General features: G+C 70.1%; 7 protein-coding genes. 3 read left to right on the top strand and 4 right to left on the bottom strand.

Annotated features, from left to right (window positions below; all coding sequences use genetic code 11):
• Positions 1 to 28 precede the first annotated feature (28 nt).
• Both AC1RL8_RS06010 and AC1RL8_RS06005 read right to left on the bottom strand, forming a co-directional pair.
• Positions 29 to 493 carry a hypothetical protein gene (locus tag AC1RL8_RS06010; protein WP_062471967.1) on the bottom strand — a complete coding sequence of 155 codons (465 nt, stop codon included), beginning with the start codon at positions 491 to 493 and terminating at the stop codon, positions 29 to 31.
• Positions 494 to 786: 293 nt separating this feature from the next.
• Positions 787 to 996, bottom strand: a complete 210-nt coding sequence (locus AC1RL8_RS06005; RefSeq protein WP_492684200.1) for a hypothetical protein — start codon at positions 994 to 996, stop codon at positions 787 to 789.
• A 179-nt stretch (positions 997 to 1,175) separates the two neighbouring features.
• Here AC1RL8_RS06005 and AC1RL8_RS06000 point away from each other — a divergent pair, with 179 nt between their 5' ends.
• Positions 1,176 to 1,580: an OsmC family protein gene (locus AC1RL8_RS06000; RefSeq protein WP_492684199.1), complete on the top strand. Its 405-nt coding sequence runs from the start codon at positions 1,176 to 1,178 to the stop codon at positions 1,578 to 1,580.
• Between the two features lie 24 nt (positions 1,581 to 1,604).
• Here AC1RL8_RS06000 and AC1RL8_RS05995 read toward each other — a convergent pair whose 3' ends face one another.
• The gene (locus AC1RL8_RS05995) at positions 1,605 to 2,285 is read right to left on the bottom strand and encodes a GNAT family N-acetyltransferase (protein WP_492684198.1); all 681 of its coding nucleotides are present in this window, start codon (positions 2,283 to 2,285) and stop codon (positions 1,605 to 1,607) included.
• A 140-nt stretch (positions 2,286 to 2,425) separates the two neighbouring features.
• Complete coding sequence (locus AC1RL8_RS05990; RefSeq protein WP_062472018.1) at positions 2,426 to 2,824, bottom strand: hypothetical protein; 399 nt, start codon at positions 2,822 to 2,824, stop codon at positions 2,426 to 2,428.
• A 1,080-nt stretch (positions 2,825 to 3,904) separates the two neighbouring features.
• Between AC1RL8_RS05990 and AC1RL8_RS05985 the strand changes: the two genes are divergently transcribed.
• Both AC1RL8_RS05985 and AC1RL8_RS05980 read left to right on the top strand, forming a co-directional pair.
• Positions 3,905 to 16,144: a cadherin-like domain-containing protein gene (locus AC1RL8_RS05985; RefSeq protein WP_492684197.1), complete on the top strand. Its 12,240-nt coding sequence runs from the start codon at positions 3,905 to 3,907 to the stop codon at positions 16,142 to 16,144.
• Between the two features lie 55 nt (positions 16,145 to 16,199).
• The gene (locus tag AC1RL8_RS05980) at positions 16,200 to 18,104 is read left to right on the top strand and encodes a TolC family protein (protein WP_492684196.1); all 1,905 of its coding nucleotides are present in this window, start codon (positions 16,200 to 16,202) and stop codon (positions 18,102 to 18,104) included.
• The last annotated feature ends 2 nt before the right edge of the window (positions 18,105 to 18,106 follow it).

Genomic DNA, 18,106 nt, shown 5'->3' with positions numbered 1-18,106 from the left:
AGCTGGGGAGGGCGCGCCGGCCGGCCGCTCAGGGCTCCTGCGGCGCGGTGCCCTCGGATGGCGGCCGGTCGGCGGGCAACCTGCCCAGCCGCGACGAGGTCGCGCGCTCCGTGCGGATCTTGCGCAACGTGTTCGTCAACGCCTGCGGGCTCGTGTTGAGCTGCCTCGCCGCCTTGGCCGGGCGCATGCCCTCGACCAGCACCAGCCGCGCGGCGGCAAGGGACGGGGTGGCCTGCAGGTGCAGCAGCTCGGCCACCTGCCAGAACTCGGCCGAGGTGAAGGTGCCGAGGTCCGGCGGCAACGAGCGCGAAGGGACGGCCTGGCGTTTCTCGAAAACGCAGTGGGGGGCCGGGTCCATCTGCCCGACCCGCGCGACCAGCGCCTCGAGGTAGGCCTGCGTGGCGGGGGTGTTGGAAACCCAGTTCGAATGGATGACCAGCTTCGTCCCGTCGTCGGGGAACGTGTGCTCCCAGCTGACCCTCAACTCCGTCATGGCTGACTGCGGAACGAGCGCATCGTGGGGCGGCTCGTTTCCATGTGATTTTTTTGCATTCGTGCAGTATGTCGCGACAACTCGCGCATTCTTTTGTCGATGTCGCCAGTGTGACCGATGAAGGTGGGTTTTATCCCGGGTTTTCGGTGTAGGCGAATGGAAAGACGGGCCGCCTCGCGATGATGTGGCACGCGATGTCCACCGGTCACCGGAGGCGAGCCAAGAAGGGCGCACGAACACGCGCCGCGCGCGACCGGCGCGGCGAGGGCTGTCTTCCTTGCGGTCTGCCCGCCCTAGGCCGATGCGGCCGATGGCTGAGCGGATGCGGCCTGCGGTTGTTCCTGCGAGGTGCGAATCGGCGCGGGCGGTCCGCAGTCGTCAGGCATCTTGCGCGAGGTGCCTCTCACGAGGTGGCGGGGCACGTGGTGTGTCTTGATGAAAAGCGCCAGCGCCTCGCTGCGCGCGGGCTCGGAGACCGGTAGAAACATGTGCAAAGCGCTCATGGTGTCGTTCCGTCGATGCCAGGCAGGAAGGCGGCGCACCCGCTTGTGCCGGGTGGCTGGCGACCCCTGGCATGGCCGCCCGGCGAGCATTATGAGCGTCTGGATCAACCCCGTTGGCGCTGATGTTTTCGGGCGTTCGGCCGCGCCAGAATGCTTGCTTGTCAACAGGAGCACACCCCATGGGCCACACCGCAACGATCGTCTCCACCGACGTCAATTTCAACCACCGCATCCAGGTCGGCAAGTTCCAGCTCGTGGCGGACGAGCCGGCGTCGCTGGGCGGGCAGGGCGCGGGGCCGGCGCCCTACGACTACTACCTGGCCGCGCTGTCCGCCTGCACCGCGATCACGCTGCGGATGTACGCCCAGCGCAAGGGCTGGGAGCTGGGCGAGTTCAAGGCCGAGCTGAGCTTCACGAAAGACGCGGACGGCAAGGCGCACATCCACCGCGTGCTGCATGCTAGCGGCCCGCTGACCGATGCGCAGTGGAGCCGGCTGCTCGAGGTGGTGGCCAACACGCCCGTCACGAAGACGATGCGCGAAGGCGCCGAGATCACGAGCGAGCGTGGGGTGGCGGCGGCCTGATCCGGGCCGCAGGCGCGGCGCCGCTCAGCGCCGGGAGATCACGCGAACCACCGGTTCGCTGTGCACGCGAAAACCCATGCGTTCATAGATGCGCCGCGCGCCCGCGTTGCCCTGCATCACATGCAGCACGGGCATTTCGCCACGCTGCATCTGCTGCGCCACCAGGCGCGTGACGAGGCGCTTCGCGTAGCCCTTGCCCTGCGCATCGGGGTGCGTGCAGACGCCGCTGATCTCGCGCAGCGTGCCGGCGGCCATGCGCTCGCCGGCCATTGCGACGAGGCGGCCGTCGGCGTCGAAGCAGCCGACGTACTCGCCGAGTTCGATGGTGCGCGTGGAGAAGGGGCCGGGGCGGGTGAGGTCGGCCAGGGCCAGCACTTGTTCTACATCTGCTGCGCCGAGCCGGACCACATCAGGAAGCGTATCGGCCACGGGCGCTGGCGCGTCCCAGATCATCTTCACGATGACCGATTCCATGTCGACCTGCCAGGTGGACGGCGCGGGGCCCGACCAGCCGATGGCATAGAAGTGCTCGTCCGGCGTGCAGTAGGGCAGCAGCGCGTCGAGGTCGGGGTGCGGTGCGTCGGCAAAGCCGACGATGGGGGAGAAGCCTGTGGCGTACCGGCGGGAGGTCGCTGTGCCGCTGGCATAGGGCGCATGCGGGCCTGAAAGGGCGTGCCAGGTGAGGTTCGTAAGGAGGTCTGTCATGGGACTGGATTCTTTCGGTCTGACAGGGACCGTTGGTGCGCCGTCCGCTGTAGTGGGAGCGGCGCCTCCCCGTCGGTGACGAGGAGGTGTGTCGCGTCGCACGGCGAGGGCAAGCTCGCCGGCGTCAGCGACTCAGTGCATCAGCACTTCATGGCCGTGGCTTGTGCGGCGAAGGCGTCGGAAGCAGCCTTGCATGCAGCGCCGAGTTGGGCGGCGTTGGCGCCGTAGCTGGCCCAGGTGGCCTTGGTCTGCTCGAGGCTGCCCTTGAGCGCGTCGGCGGCGGCACCGCTTTGCTTGCCCACGCAGGCGCTCACCTTGTCCAGGTACTCCTGGCATTCCTTGGGCACGTCGGCCGATGCCGTCGTGGTGGCTGCAGGCGCGGCAGCAGCCGGTGCGCTGGCGGCCGGTGCGGGTGCCGGCGTGGCCGGTGCGGTGGCAGCAGGTGCTGCGGGAGCGGCCGGCGCTGCGGGCGTGGACTCTTGCTTCGAGCAAGCGGTGATGGCGGCAGCCACGAAGATGAGTGCGAGCAGTTTGTTCATTTTTTCTTACATGAGCGAGTTGGATGATGTGCCACGCCTTGTGTCCTCCGGCGCGCAGTGAGCACACCAGGAACGCAAGATTCGGGGCCGGAACAGTATCACCGCGCCCTGTGCAACAGACCCTCGCGAAGGCAGGAATCGTGGGGCTGCAGATGCTCCAAAAACGTAACAATCATCTTGAATCGTTAAATATTGCCGGGTTAAGCAGTCGAAGGTGCGCAGGCGTACGCAGGGGGCGCGATGGCCCGTCGAACCGGGGGCTCGACCGGCCTCGCATCTGCAAGCGGATGTTGTTGATTCTTTCGAATTACATCAAAGCGAGGAGACCGCGCGAAGCTTCCCGGATGCGCGGTGCGGGCCGTTTCGAAAGCCAGCCGAGCGGCCTTGCCGTGCCCTTCGGCCGTCGCGCACATGGTTACAACCCCATGCCGCGGACCCGCCCGTCGTGGTGCGCGGCCGCAGGCAAGCAATGGCCGGATGGGGTCCGGTTCCCGGTGATCGAATTGCCTCCAGACTCTTGGTTTGTGCATTGCATCAATTAATTTTTATGGCGAAGGTTTTCATTGCCGATTGCGCTCCTCATATTTTTTGCAGTTGTGAATCGGCCTCGATGAATTGAGACGTTGTTCCATATATCGCAAATAGCGAATGCCTTGTCGCCAAGGAAGAGGGAATTCCCGCCCCTGTTTTCCACGGAATTCCGTAGTTGAAAACCGGCAATGGATCAGACGCTTCGAGCGGACGAGGTCGGAAAGGCGCCAGGTGCTTGGCTGTCGAGGGAAGATCGCCTTGCACAGAGGGGAATACGGCAATGGATATGCCTCTCATATGAGCCGGTGAATGAATCACGATACGTGGTAACAATTAATTTCAAAATACGGGGGAAAGCAAGGAAAGACGTGACCTTTGTGTTTTTTTGACGTGGTTGGCGCGAAACGAGAGAACGTTAATAGTGGACACATTTGCATATTTGTCGTCACACTTTGAGCCATGCCAAGGTCTCAATCGCCCCAATTCCTTCGCCCACGCGCGCATCGATTTGCGCTGGAAAGCCGGCAGCTATTTGATGGCGCCGCTTTTGTGGAGGCGGCCGCGGCGGCACCGGCGGACGCGCCGCAGGGCCCGCACGGGGATGCGCCGCATGTCGCCGACGCAGCGGCGCCCGTTGCCGTGCCGCACGGGCGCGAAAGCACGCCCGAAGCGGACGCGCGATCCGCGCCTCGCCCGGCCCCGGCCTCGTCCGGCGAGGTCTACGTCGTCGACAAGAACGTTGCCAATTGGCAGCAGCTCTCGGCCTCGGTGCCGCAGGGCGCCGGCCTGATCCTGCTGGACACGGGCTCGTCCGGCGTCGAGCAACTGCGCCAGGCGCTCGAGGGGCGCAGCGGCCTCACGGCGCTGCACATCCTCAGCCACGGCAGCGCTGGCGAGATCACGCTGGGCAACGAAACCCTCGACGTCGCCGGCCTGGCGCGCTCGGCCGGCGCCTGGCAGGCGATCGGCGCGAGCCTGGGTGCGGACGGCGACATCCTGCTCTACGGGTGCGACGTGGGCGCCGACGGGCAACGCTTCGCGCAGGCCCTGGGCCGCGCCACGGGCGCCGACGTCGCGGCGTCGAGCGACGCCACCGGCGCCGCCTCGCGCCAGGGCGACTGGTCGCTCGAAGTCGCAACGGGCTTCATCGAGACGCGCGCCTTCGCCGCCGCCGACTACGACGGCCTGCTGGCCGCGCCCACCGTGTCGACGACCACGCCGCGCCTCACGGTCAGCGAACCCAGCGCGCTCAACGCGCCGGGCGCCGACCGCGCCACGCTCAGCGGCTGGACGCTCACCGACGATGGCGCGGGCAATGTCACGGTCGACGTGACCGTCGAGAACCCCGCGCTGGGCGCGCTGTCCAGCGCCAGCATGGCGGGCGTCACCACCGTGCCCGGCGGCTACCGCTTCGTCGGCAGCGTGGCCGATGCCAACGCCTGGATCAACCAGCTGGTGTTCACCGCCGCCGACACCGAACTGGGCAACGCCACGGCCACCACGCGCATCCTGGTGTCGATCACCGATTCGGAAACGCCGGCGCTCACCGCCAACCGCGCGCTCGACGTGACGATCACGCCGTCGAACGACCCGACCACGGTGGCCGACGCGGCGCAGACGGTCTCCGAGGGCGGCACCACGCCGCTGACCGGCGCCACCCTCAATGCCATCGACCCCGAGGTGACGATCGGCTCGCAGAACACCGGCCAGATCGTCTACGGCATCGCGACCAACACCACGCACGGCTACCTCACGCTCAACGGCGAGCGCATCGGCGTGGGCTCGGTCTTCACGCAGGCCGACGTGCTCGCGGGCCGCGTCGCCTACGTGCACACGGCCACCGGCGCGGACCAGAACCTGGACGACAGCTTCGTCATCGTGGTCAACGACGGCGCCACGCCGCTGGCCGGCTCCGACCACGCCACCATCACGCTGAACGTCACGCCGCTGAACCAGCCGCCCGTGGTCTCGGGCGGGGGCAGCGTGTTCGAAGGGCAGCCGCCCAACGCCATCGACCCCGGCGGCAACCCGGCCTCGGTCGTGGGCAACTTCATCGTCGCCGACGGCGGCGGCGACGACGCCAGCGGCGACCTCACGGTGCGGCTGACCAGCCTGCCCACCGACGGCACGCTGTACTTCACCGGGACCGTGCTGATCGGCGGCGTGCCCCAGAACGTCACCAACCGCGCCATCACGCAGGCCGACATCGATGCCGGCTTCGTGTTCGGCTACGACGACCGCGGCGGCCTCACCTACGGCAACAACGGCCAGCGCGACAACAACGGGCAGAGCTACCCGTTCACCGACGGCTTCGGCGTCACGGTGAGCGACGCCGGCGGCGGCACGGGCACACCGTCGTCCACCTCGGGCACCATCGCCATCAACGTGCGCCCGGCCAACGACGACCCGGTGCTCGACCCCGGCAGCACGCTCGAGGCGAGCGTCGATCCGGCGGGCGGCGGCTACACCGTGACGCTCACGCCCGGCATGCTCGGCGCGACCGACGTCGATTCGAGCGACGACAACCTGACCTTTGCCGTCACCTCGATGAACGGCCTGAACCAGGGCTACCTGCTGCTCGACGGAAAGATCCTGCCGCCGGGCGGCACCTTCACCATGGAGGACGTGCGTTCGGGCCGCGTGCAGTACGTGCAGACGCAGGGCGCGGCGGCGGGCGACACCGACACCTTCAGCTTCCAGGTGGTCGACAACACGCTTGGGCCCACCTGGGACGCCAACGGCAACACCGTGATCCGCGAGGGCGCCGACCGCAACCCCGACGGCACGCTGAAGACCTACGAGTTCACGATCAACCTCGTCGAAACCCCGGCGGGCAACGGCGATCCGCTGCAGACCATCGACGGCACCGTCACCACCTCGGGCTCGAACCACGCGGGCACCGACCAGAACGGCGCCACGCGCGGCACGCTCAGCGAAGGCGGCTCGGTGGTGCTGGGCGGCACCGGCTCCGACTTCAACACCGTGCCGGGCCTGAGCTACGTGGTCGAAGGCGTGCCGCCGTCGCAAGTGATCTACACCGTCACCGACTACACCGGCACCACCGGGCCCGTGCGCAACGGCGTGCTGCAGCGCTTCGACGGTGCGGCCTGGGTCGACATCGACACCTACGAAACCTTCACGCAGGAAGACCTGAACGCCGGGCGCATCCGCTTCCAGCACGACGGCGACGTGGAAGACTTCGAATCGGCCGTGTCGCTCTCGGTGACGGCCGGCGTCGCCGTGGGCGGCGTGCGCAACGTCTGGAACACCAGCTTCTCGTTCTTCATCACGCCGGTCAACGACGTGCCCGTGGCCACCGGCTCGTCGAACACGGTCATCCGCGAAGGCGAGACCGCCTACCTCACGACCGGCCAGATCCGCGTCGTCGATGCGGACGATGCCGCCAGCGAAAGCTACCTCGAAGGCTCGGCCACGCTGCTCAACGGCGACCCGAACTACGCCTTCAACAACGCCGGCAGCGGGCCGGGCGCGATGCAGTTCGAGTTCGACAGCCTGCCCACCGGCGGCCAGCTGCAGTACTGGAACGGCGCCGCCTGGGTGGCCGTGGCCGTGGGGCAGCGCATCGACGCCTCGCTCATCACCGGCAGCGCCGGCACCACCGGCCTGCGCTTCGTGAGCGACGGTTCCGAGGTGCGCACCACCCAGTTCAACGTGCATGCCGTGGACCGCTGGGGTGCCGCGTCGAACCCCGTCACCGTCGGCATCCAGATCACCAACGTCAACGACGCACCGGTGATCGCGCCCGACCCGACGCAGCCCGACCCGCCCGGCACCGCCAACCAGCCGCTGACCGTGGCCGAGGGCGGGCGCGGCCAGATCACGCCGGGCATGCTCAGGGCCTTCGACCCCGACAGCACGCTCACGCAGCTGCAGTACACGATCACCTCCGTCACCACGCACGGGCGCATCATGTACTCGACCGACGGCGTCAACTTCGTGGCGCTGGGCGTGGGCTCCTCGTTCACGCAGGCCGACGTGAACGCCGGGCGCATCTACTACTTCAATTCGGGCGACGAATCCGACGGCCACACCGAAGCCAACGGCGATCCGCCGAGCGACCGCTTCACCTTCACGCTCAGCGACGGCGACAAGGAACAGACCGGCGGCCAGTTCTGGATCTACGTCACGCCGCTGAACGACGCGCCCACGGTGACCGCGCCGGCCGGGCCCATCGACATCGACAGCAGCAACCCGGCGCACAACCCCGTGCCCGGCTTCAACGTCGGCGACACCGACCTGGACGCGGTGATCCAGGGCGAGACCGACTTCGTCCAGGTGACGGTGCGGCTGCTGGACGCCAACGGCAACCCGTTGAATGCCGCGGCCTACGCGGGCGCCACCATCGGCTCGACCTCGATGGGCGGCGTGACCGTCGACGCCGACAAGAACGGCAACGGCGACTTCCTCACGCTGCGCGGCACGCGCGCCCAGGTGAACGCCGCGCTCGCCGGCCTCACGCTCACCTTCGACACCGACCGCGACCAGGCCTACCGGCTGCAGGTGATCGTGGACGACCGCCTGCGCGACACCGCCACCGGCGTGCTGCAGCCCGGCGCCAACGGCGGCCCGCAGAACGAGCCGGGCGTGCCGGGCGGGCCGAACATCGCGATCCCGACCACCGAGTACGACTGGTACGCCGACACGGTGCCCACCACCGGCGACATCACGGGCAACATCGCGGCCGCCTCGGTGCTGGTGCGCGCGTCGAGCGAGAACGACCCGGGCGTGCTGGTCGTGCCGCCCGTGCACACCGTCTATGAAGACCAGCCGACGTACATCGGCGCGGGCTTCGTGGTGTCCGACCCCGAATCGGCCGCCTTCGGCACGCCCATCACGCTGCGGCTGACCGTGCCCAACGGCACGCTGGGCATCGGCGGCACCGGCGGGCAGACGAGTTTCACGCTGCCCAGCGGGCGCGTCGTGACCATCGCCGGCGACAACACCGGCGCGCTCACGCTCACCGGGCGCGCCAGCGACATCCAGGAACTGATCACCAGCGGCGCCGCCACGGGCCTGACCTACCGCAGCGCCACCCACGTCAACCACGACCTCAACGGCGCCGACGCCGGCGACGTGACGCTCACCGTCTCCTTCGACGACACCGGCTCGCAGATCGGCGGCGACACCGGCGGCGGCAGCGTGTCGAACAACCCGCCCGACATGACGATGGCGCTGACCATCGTGGCGGTCAACGACGCGCCGACGGCCGGGCTCACGCCGGGCACCAACCCGAACACGCCGCTGTACCTGACGGGCGGCAGCACGCCGTCGGCCGTGCCGGGCTTTGTCGTGCGCGACCTGGACATCGACGGCGACGGCGGCGGCATCGCGCCCGGCGAAGCCGACTTCCTGCAGGTCACCGTGCGCATCACCAACGGCACGGGCGCGCCGCTGGGCGCGGCGCAGTACACGGACGGCGGCAGCGACGCCATCACCATCACCTCGAGCAATGCAGCCGGCTCGGGCGTGACCATCGACAGCACCTACGACGGCACCGGCAGCGCGCTCGTCATCCGCGGCACGCGCGCGCAGGTGCAGGCCTACCTCGATGGCCTGCAGGTGGCGCTGGGCGGCAGCCTGGCCAACACCGACCAGACCTACCGCGTGCAGGTCATCGTGGACGACCGCCTGCGCGAGAACAGCAGCGGCGCGCTGGCGGGCGGCGCCAACGGCGGCCAGAACAACAACGCGAACGGCGGCACCGTGGCGGTGCCCACCACCAACGTCAACCCCTACGCGCTGATCCCCGCGGGGCTGACGGCCAACGTGGCCTCGGCCTACCGCACGCTGTTCCCGTCGTCGATCAACGACCCGGCCCACATCGCGGCCGGCAACCCGACGGTGGACGAGGGCAACGGCAGCGTCACGCTGACCGGCCTCACGGTCACCGACCAGGACGCGGCCGCCACCGACGTGCTGACGGCCACGGTGTCGGTGCCCCCCGGCTTCGTCATCAACGGCGTGGGCGGCAGCGGCGGCACAGTCGGCCCCTTGGGCGGCGCCAGCATCACCATCACCGGCACGCTGGCGCAGATCAACAGCCGCATCAACGCCATCTCGATCGCGCTGCCCGACGCCCCCGGCGCCGCGCTGCCGGCCGACTGGAACGGCGCCTTCACCGTGACCGTGGTGGTCAACGACGAGGGGCACACCGGCGGGCGTCCGGGCAGCCTGGCGCCCGGCGACAACAGCACGACCGGCACCTTCGCCTACGCGGACGGGGTCGGCAACCGCCTGGTCACCACGCGCACCTTCGTCTTCACGGTGGCGCCGGTCAACGATGCGCCGGTGGTGGTGGGCGGCACCACGCAGACGCTGCCGAACGTCACCGAAGACGTGGGCAACAACGCGGCCGGCACCCCCGTGGGCACCCTGTTCGGCTCGCACTTCGACGACGCCGCCGACCTGATCGACAACAGCGGCAACGGTGGCACCGGCGGCAGTTCGTCCGACACCTTCTTCGGCGTCGCGATCACGGGCCACGTCCCGGACCCCGCGCAGGGGGCCTGGCAGTACTCGCTGGACAACGGCACCACCTGGCTTCCCGTCGGCGCACGCACCGACAGCACGGCCCTGGTGCTGGCCGCCGACGCGCAGCTGCGCTTCGTGCCGGCGGCCAACTTCCACGGCACGCCCACCACGCTGACCGTGCGGCTGGTCGAGACCGACACCAACAACGACAGCGCCACGGCCGATCCCACCTCGGGCTCGACGGTCAACGTGGCGGGTGCCAACAACGGCGGCACCACCGTCTACAGCGCCGGCACCATCGTGCTCAGCACCACGGTGATCAACGTGAACGACCGGCCGACGGCGACCGATGCGAGCGTGCCCGCCGGCGTCGAGGACGTGACGGGTGCCGGTGTGCGCGTCGACACGCTGCTGGGCGGCGGCTACGGCGACGCGACCGACAACCAGACGTCCATCAGCGGCGGCGGCGATGCATCGACCTCGTTCGGCGGCATCGCCATCGTGGGCAACAACGCCAACGCCGCGCAGGGTGTGTGGGAGTACAGCCTGAACGGCACCGACTGGCTCGCCGTGCCGACGGGCGCCTCCGACACCAGCGCCTTGCTGCTGCCCACCAGCGCGCAGCTGCGCTTCGTGCCTGCGGCCGATTTCAACGGCACGCCCGGCGGGCTGGTCGTGCGCGTGTCCGATGCGCCGGTGGCGGCGGGCAGCGGCGACATCAGCGCCAGCGTCAACGACGACACCAGCCAGTGGTCGGTGCTGCGCAACGTGTCGACCACCATCGCGCCGCGCAACGACGCGCCCGTGATCGGCGGCACCACCGGCGCGACCGCGGTGGAGAACAACCAGACCGGCACCGGCGTCAGCATTCCGCCCGTGGCGCTGGTCAGCGGCGGCACGGTCGGCGACCTCGACCTGGCGACCACGCCCGGCCTGGCCGCCGGCGTGTTCGGCACGGGCTCGCTCACCGTGAGCCTGGACGGCTACCAGCCGGGCGACCAGCTGTTCGTCAACGGCGTGCTGCCCCCGGGCGTCACCGTCTCGGGCGGCAACGGCGCGCCACTGGTGGTGCAGTTCGACGCCGACACCACCGTGGCCGAGGTGCGGGCGGTGCTCGACCAGCTGTCCTACCGCAGCAGCAGCGACAACCCGACGGCGTTCGGCACCGACAACGAGCGCGTCTACACCATCGTGCTCAACGACGGCAACAACGTGCAGCCCGGCGGCAACGCGGGCGGCCCGCAGCCGCTGAACAGCAACGTGCTCACAGGCACGCTCACGATCACGGCCGTGAACGACCCGCCGACCGCGGTCGACGACACGCACAGCATCGACGAAGACACGCCCTCGGTGGGCAGCAACGTCATCAGCGGGCGCATTCCCGGCGAGGCCGACCACGACCCCGACAGCACCACGCTCACGGTCACCGGCATCCGCACCGGCCCCGAGGTCGGCGCCGGCACGGCCGGCACGCTGGGCAGCCCGCTGACCGGCACCCACGGCAGCATCGTGCTGAACGCCGACGGCAGCTACACCTACACGCTGGACAACAGCGACCCGCGCGTGCAGGCGCTGATCGCCGGCGAGACGCTCACCGACCTCTTCACCTACGCCATCTCCGACGGCGCGGGCGGCACCGACATCGCGCAGATCACCATCACGATCCGCGGCGCCAGCAACGACGTGCCGGGCATCACGGTGACCGACGCCAACGGCAACGCGACCGGCCAGGTGACGGTGCACGAGTCGGGCCTGACGAGCGTGGGCGACATCAGCGAGACGGCGGGCGCCGGCTTCAATATCGCGGCGGCCGACGGCGTGGCGAGCATCAACGTCGGCGGCACGGTGGTGACGCTGGCGCAGCTGCAGGCACTCACGCCGGGCGCACCGATCACGATCAACACGCCCGACGGCCAGATCCGCCTCACGGGCTTCAGCGGCACCACGCTGTCCAACGGCGTCGTGATCGACGGCACGGTCAGCTACACCTACACGCTGACCTCGGCGCAGAACCACAGCGCGGGCGAAGTGACCGAGGCGGTGGCGCTGAGCGTGACCGACCGCGACGGCGACGTGGCCAGCGGCACGCTCACGGTGCTGATCGTGAACGACGTGCCCACCGCGAACCCCGACACGAACAGCGTCACGGAAGACACCGCGCCGAACCCCGTGAGCGGCAACGTGAAGACCAACGACCGCGAGGGCGCGGACACCGCCGTGCCGGTGACGGGCGTGAGCTTCGGCGGCACGGCCGGCACGGTCGGCAGCGCGCTGGACACGGAATACGGTTCCATCGTGCTGAACGCCGACGGCAGCTACAGCTACACGCTGGACAACAGCGACCCGCGCGTCAACGCGCTGAAAGACGGCGAGACGCTCACGGACACGGTGAGCTACACCCTCACCGATGCGGACGGCGACACCTCGACCACCACACTGACGATCACCATCCACGGCCGCTCCGACGCCAGCCCCGAGATCGTGCCGGTGGACGGCAACGGCGCGGCCACGGGCCAGACCGAGGTCCACGAGCGCGGGCTGGTCGATGGCCCGGGCGGCCCCGATGCGCGCGAGAACGGCAGCGGCGTCGTCACGGTGTCGGCGGCCGACGGCCTGCGGACCGTCACCGTGGGCGGGCGCACGCTGACGCTGGCCGAGCTGGCCAACCTGGGCATCACGCCTGTCGTCATCACGACGCCGCTGGGCACGATCACGCTGACGGGCTTCACGGCCACCACCTCGGTGGGTGGCGTGCCCACGGCGGGCAACCTGGCCTACACCTACACGCTGCGCGCGCAGGTGCCGCAGCCGGGCGCGACCGAGAGCACCGAAGCCATCGCCCTGCAGGTGACCGACGCCGGCGGCGCCACGGCCACGGGCACGCTCACCGTGCGCATCGTGGACGACGTGCCGCAGGCCACCGACGACACGGCCGCCATCACCGAAGACGCCGCGCCGAACACGGTGTCGGGCAACGTGGCGAGCAACGACACCATCGGCGCGGACGACCGCAACGTGGCGCCGGTGACGGGCGTGAGCTTCGGCGGCGCGGCCGGCACGGTGGGCGCGTCGATCACCACGACCTACGGTTCGATCGTGCTGAACGCCGACGGCAGCTACACCTACACGCTGAACAACGCCGACGCGCGCGTGCAGGCGCTGTCGGTCGGCGAGACGCTGACCGAGCAGGTGCGCTACACGATCACCGATGCCGACGGCGACACCAGCACCGCCACGCTCACGATCACCATCCGCGGCGCCAACGACCTGCCGGGCATCGCCGTCACCGATGCCAACGGCGCGGCGACCGGGCAGGTCACGGTGTTCGAGTCGGGCCTGGTGAGCATCACCGACACGGGCGAGCGCGCCGCCAGCAGCTTCAACATCACCGCGCCGGACGGCGTGGCCAGCATCAACGTCGGCGGCACGGTGGTGACGCTGGCGCAGCTGCAGGCGCTCACGCCGGGCGCGCCGGTCACGATCACCACGCCCGACGGGCAGATCCAGCTGACGGGCTTCAGCGGCACCACGCTGCCCAACGGCATCGTGACCGGCGGCGCGGTCAGCTACACCTACACGCTGGGCGCCCCGCAGAGCCATCGCTCCGGCGGCGTGCTGACCGAGGTGACCGAGCAGATCGCGCTGTCGGTGACCGACCGCGACGGCGACGTGGCCAACGGCACGCTCACCGTGCTCATCGTCAACGACACGCCGCAGGCCACCGACGACACGGCCGCCATTACCGAGGACGCGGTGCCCGACACCGTGAGCGGCAACGTGAAGGCCAACGACCGCGACGGCGCGGACAACGGCAACGGCGTGCCGGTGACGGGCGTGAGCTTCGGCGGCGCGGCCGGCACGGTGGGCGTGTCGCTCACGACCACGTACGGCGCCATCGTGCTGAACGCCGACGGCAGCTACACCTACACGCTGGACAACGACAACGCCGCCGTCAACGCGCTCAAGACCAACGAGCAGCTGACCGAGACGGTGCGCTACACGATCACCGATGCCGACGGCGACACCAGCACCGCCACGCTGACGATCACCATCCACGGCCGCCTGGACGGCGACCCGGCCATCGGCGCGGTGGACGGCAACGGCGCAGCCACGGGACAGGCCGAGGTGCACGAGCGCGGGCTGGTCGACGGCCCGGCCGGCCCCGACACCCGCGAGCGCACCACCGGCACGATCGTGGTCTCGGCGAGCGACGGCATGCGCAGCGTCACCGTGGGCGGGCGCACGCTGACGCTGGCGGAGCTGGCGAACCTGGGCACGACGCCGGTCACCATCGACACGCCGCGCGGCACGCTGGTGCTCACCGGCTTCACGCCCACCAGTTCGGTGGGCGGCGTGCCGACGACGGGCGAGCTGGCCTACACCTACACGCTGGACGGGCAGGTGGCGCAGCCGAACGCCACCGAGAGCACGGAAGACATCGCGCTGCTCGTGACCGACGCCGGCGGCGACACGGCCACGGGCACGCTCACCGTGCGCATCGTGGACGACGTGCCCGAGGCCGTGAACGACACCCATGCCATCACCGAGGACGGCGTGCCGAACACGGTGGGCGGCGACGTGAAGGCCAACGACATCGTCGGTGCCGACGACGCCAACGGCGTGCCGGTGACGGGCGTGAGCTTCGGCGGCGTGGCCGGCGCTGTGGGCGTGCCGATCACCACCACCTACGGGCGCATCGTGCTGAACGCCGACGGCAGCTACACCTACACGCTGAACAACGCCGACCCGCGCGTGCAGGCGCTGGTCGTGGGCGACACGCTGACCGAGGTGGTGAGCTACACGCTCACCGACGCGGACGGCGACACCAGCACCGCCACGCTGACCCTCACCATCCACGGCGCCAACGACGGCGTGACGCTGGTGATCGGCGACAACAACGGCCCCGACACCACCGGGCAGGCCACCGTGCACGAGCGCGGCCTGGTCGAGCCGGGCGACGCGAGCGAGACGGTCTCGGGCAGCTTCTTCGTCACCGCGCCCGACGGCCTGGGCAGCATCGCGGTGCACGGCACCACGCTCACGCCGGCGCAGCTGGCCGCGCTCGGCACCAGCCCGGTCACCATCGCCACCGACCGCGGGCGCATCACGCTCATCGGCTTCGACGCGGCCACGGGCACCGTGCGCTACACCTACGTGCTGGGCGCCGCGCAGAGCCACGCGGGCGGGCAGGTCACCGACGACATCGCGCTGCAGGTGACCGACCGCGACGGCGACACCACGCAGGGCACGCTGCGCGTGCTGGTGATCGACGACGTGCCCACGGCACGCAACGACGCCACCGCGATCGGCACCGCGCGGCCCGGCGCCACGGCCACCGGCAACGTGTTCGGCGGCAGCGGCATGGGCGCGAACGACGTGGCCGACCGCCTCGGCGCGGACGGCACGCCGACGCCGGTCACGGGCGTTTCCTTCGAGGGCGTGGCCGGAACCATCGGCGGATCGACGGCGGGCCGCTACGGCAACCTGCGGCTGAACGCCGACGGCAGCTACAGCTATTCGGTGAACGCCAGCAACGTGCGCGTGGCCTCGCTGGGCGACGGCCAGACGCTGACCGAGGTGTTCGACTACGTCATCACCGACGCCGACGGCAGCACCAGCACGGCGAAGCTGGTCGTCACGATCAACGGCACCTCGCAGCACCGGCCGCTCACGGGCGACCAGGTGTTCCCGGCCGACTTCGGCGACCCCAGCCGCCGCATCGACCAGTCGATGACGCCGGCACTGTTCGTGCAGATCGCGGTGCAGGAATCGCAGCGCCTGAGCCAGATGCTGTCGGGCGCGATCGCCGCGCGCGCGCTGGGCGGCGACCGCCTCTTCGGCGAGGACCGTCCCACCGACCTGTGGGGCGAGCCGCAGGGCGTGGACTACGACGAGCACGTGAGCCGCGACGGCGTGGCCTTCTCGCTGCGCATGGTGCGCGACGTGGAGCAGACGCTCGCGCTGCGCGGCGTCACGGCCGGCAAGCTGGTCGACGGCGCGAGCCCGCTGTTCGGCGACTTCGACAGCTTCTCGGTGCCGCAACAGCCGCCGCCCGAAGCGCCCACACGCGAAGGTGGGCGCATCGTGGTGCCGCGCGCCGATGCGGCGCATCCGTCCACCGAGGCGGCGCAGGCCGATGTGGCACCGGCAGCCGGTGCCGCCGCGCCGGTGGCCACCGACACGGCGCGCTCGTTCTCCAGCCGCGTGGCCGCGGCCGCCGCGGAGCGCGACGCGGTGCGCGAGCTGCTGCGGCATCCGCAGCGCGCCACGCCCACCGTGCGCGTGCCCACGAGTTGATCGACGCAGAGAAAAACGCCGGAGCCATCGAACCATGTCCTATCCATCGAGCACCATGACCGACATTCACAAGCAACCCGCGTCGACCTTCCGTTTCCCCCTGTCGTGGACTGCCGCCGCGGCCGCGCTGATGCTGGCCGGCTGCAGCATGACGCCCGTGCAGCTCACGCGCGACGAGATCGTGGTGCGCGTGCGCCACGACCAGAAGCAGCTCTACAAGGACCAGGCCGCGGTCGCCACGCCCATGACGTATTCCGAGGTGCTGGCGCGCGCGCTCAAGTACAACGCCGACTACCGCCTGAAGCTCATGGAGTCGGCCCTGGCGCGCGGCCTGCTCGACGTGTCGGCCGCCGACATGCTGCCCAAGCTGGTGGCGGATGCCGGCTACAACGACCGCAGCAACGATTCGGGCGGCACCAGCATCGGCATCGAAGACCGCGTGGTGAGCCTGCGGCCCTCGACCTCGGAGCAGCGCTCGCATTACTTCGGGCGCGCCACGCTGTCGTGGAACGCGCTCGACTTCGGCATCAGCTACTTCCGCGCCAAGCAGGCGGCCGACGAGGTCAACATCTCGGAAGAGCGCCGCCGCAAGATCCTGCAGAACATCGCGCAGGACGTGCGCAGCGCCTACTGGCGCGCCATCGGCGCGCAGCAGCTCATCGGCGACGCCGACCGGCTGGCCGTGCGCATCGAGGACGCGCTGAAGAAATCGCGCGAGGCCGAGCGCGCCGGCGTGCTGCCGCCCGCGCAAGGCCTGGCCTACCAGCGTGCGCTGCTCGACGCGATGTCGCTGGTCAACGCCAAGCGCCAGGAGATGCAGTTCGCCAAGCGCGAGCTGGCCGCGCTCATGAGCCTGCCGCCGGGCGTCGACTTCACGCTGGTCGAAGGGCCGCAGGACGGCCGCGCGCCGGTCACGCTGGACATCGACAAGTTGGAGGTCGCCGCGCTGGAAAACCGCGCCGAGCTGCGCGAGGAAGACTACAAGGCGCGCATCGGCATCGCCGAGACCAAGAAGCAGATCGCCTCGCTGTTCCCCAGCCTGAACCTGTATGCCGGGGCGCGCTACGACTCCAACTCCTTCCTCTACAACAGCAACTGGAGCGACGCGGGCGTGAGCCTGTCGATGGACCTGTTCCGGCTGGCGGCCATCCCGGCCATCAACCGCACCAACGACGCGCGCAAGAAGACCGACGAAGCCCGCCGCCTGGCGCTGACCATGGCGGTGGTCACGCAGGTGCGCGTGTCGGCCGAGCGCTACAAGCTGGCGGTGGTCGACCAGGAGCTGGCGGCCGAATCCAGCCGCGTCGACCAGCGCATGGCCAGCGTGGCGCGCGCCGGTGCCAGCAACCAGCTCGAGAGCGAACTCGAGGCACTGCGCGTCGATGCGCGCGCGCTGGTGTCGCGCTTCCAGCTCGCCACGGCCTATGCGGCCACGCAGACCTCGTACGGCCGGGTGCTCAACTCGGTCGGCATCGACCTGATGCCGGCCACCGTGGCCAGCACTGACATCAAGACCGTCGCCAAGGCCATCGAGCAGAGCATGGCCGAAGGCGAGAAGGCGGTGTTCCTCGAAGCGGCGCTGATCCCGGTGCGCAACCGGCCGGTGAGCGTGCGCGTGCGCGACCTGCCGTCGGGCGTGAGCGAAGCGGCGGTGCGCAGCGCGGTCGAGCGCATCGTCACGCGCAACGAGCTGGTGTCGTCGGGGTCGGCCGATGCACTGGTGCTCACGCTGGCCTTCCAGCGCAACGTGCCGCAGCAGCGCGGCACCACGCGCGCCCAGTGGCGGCTCACGCTGGCCGAACCGGGCGGGCGCGAGCTGCTGTCGCAGAACTACGCGAGCTACGTGCCGGCCGTGACGACCGAAAGCGCCGTGAGCGCCTTCGCCGAGGCGGCGACGCTGTCGGTGATCACGGACGTGCGGCGCCTTGCGCGCACGGGCGCCACGGTGACGCAGAAGTGAAA

This window comes from Variovorax sp. GW822-FHT04E09 (assembly GCF_058800845.1).
Note: the sequence above shows the minus strand (reverse complement) of the source record. Positions and strands in the feature narration are given on the sequence as shown.

Coding starts and splice junctions, on each gene's coding strand:
- AC1RL8_RS06010 (WP_062471967.1), bottom strand. CDS start 493: ATGACGGAGTTGAGGGTCAGCTGGGAGCACACGTTCCCCGACGACGGG.
- AC1RL8_RS06005 (WP_492684200.1), bottom strand. CDS start 996: ATGAGCGCTTTGCACATGTTTCTACCGGTCTCCGAGCCCGCGCGCAGC.
- AC1RL8_RS06000 (WP_492684199.1), top strand. CDS start 1,176: ATGGGCCACACCGCAACGATCGTCTCCACCGACGTCAATTTCAACCAC.
- AC1RL8_RS05995 (WP_492684198.1), bottom strand. CDS start 2,285: ATGACAGACCTCCTTACGAACCTCACCTGGCACGCCCTTTCAGGCCCG.
- AC1RL8_RS05990 (WP_062472018.1), bottom strand. CDS start 2,824: ATGAACAAACTGCTCGCACTCATCTTCGTGGCTGCCGCCATCACCGCT.
- AC1RL8_RS05980 (WP_492684196.1), top strand. CDS start 16,200: ATGACCGACATTCACAAGCAACCCGCGTCGACCTTCCGTTTCCCCCTG.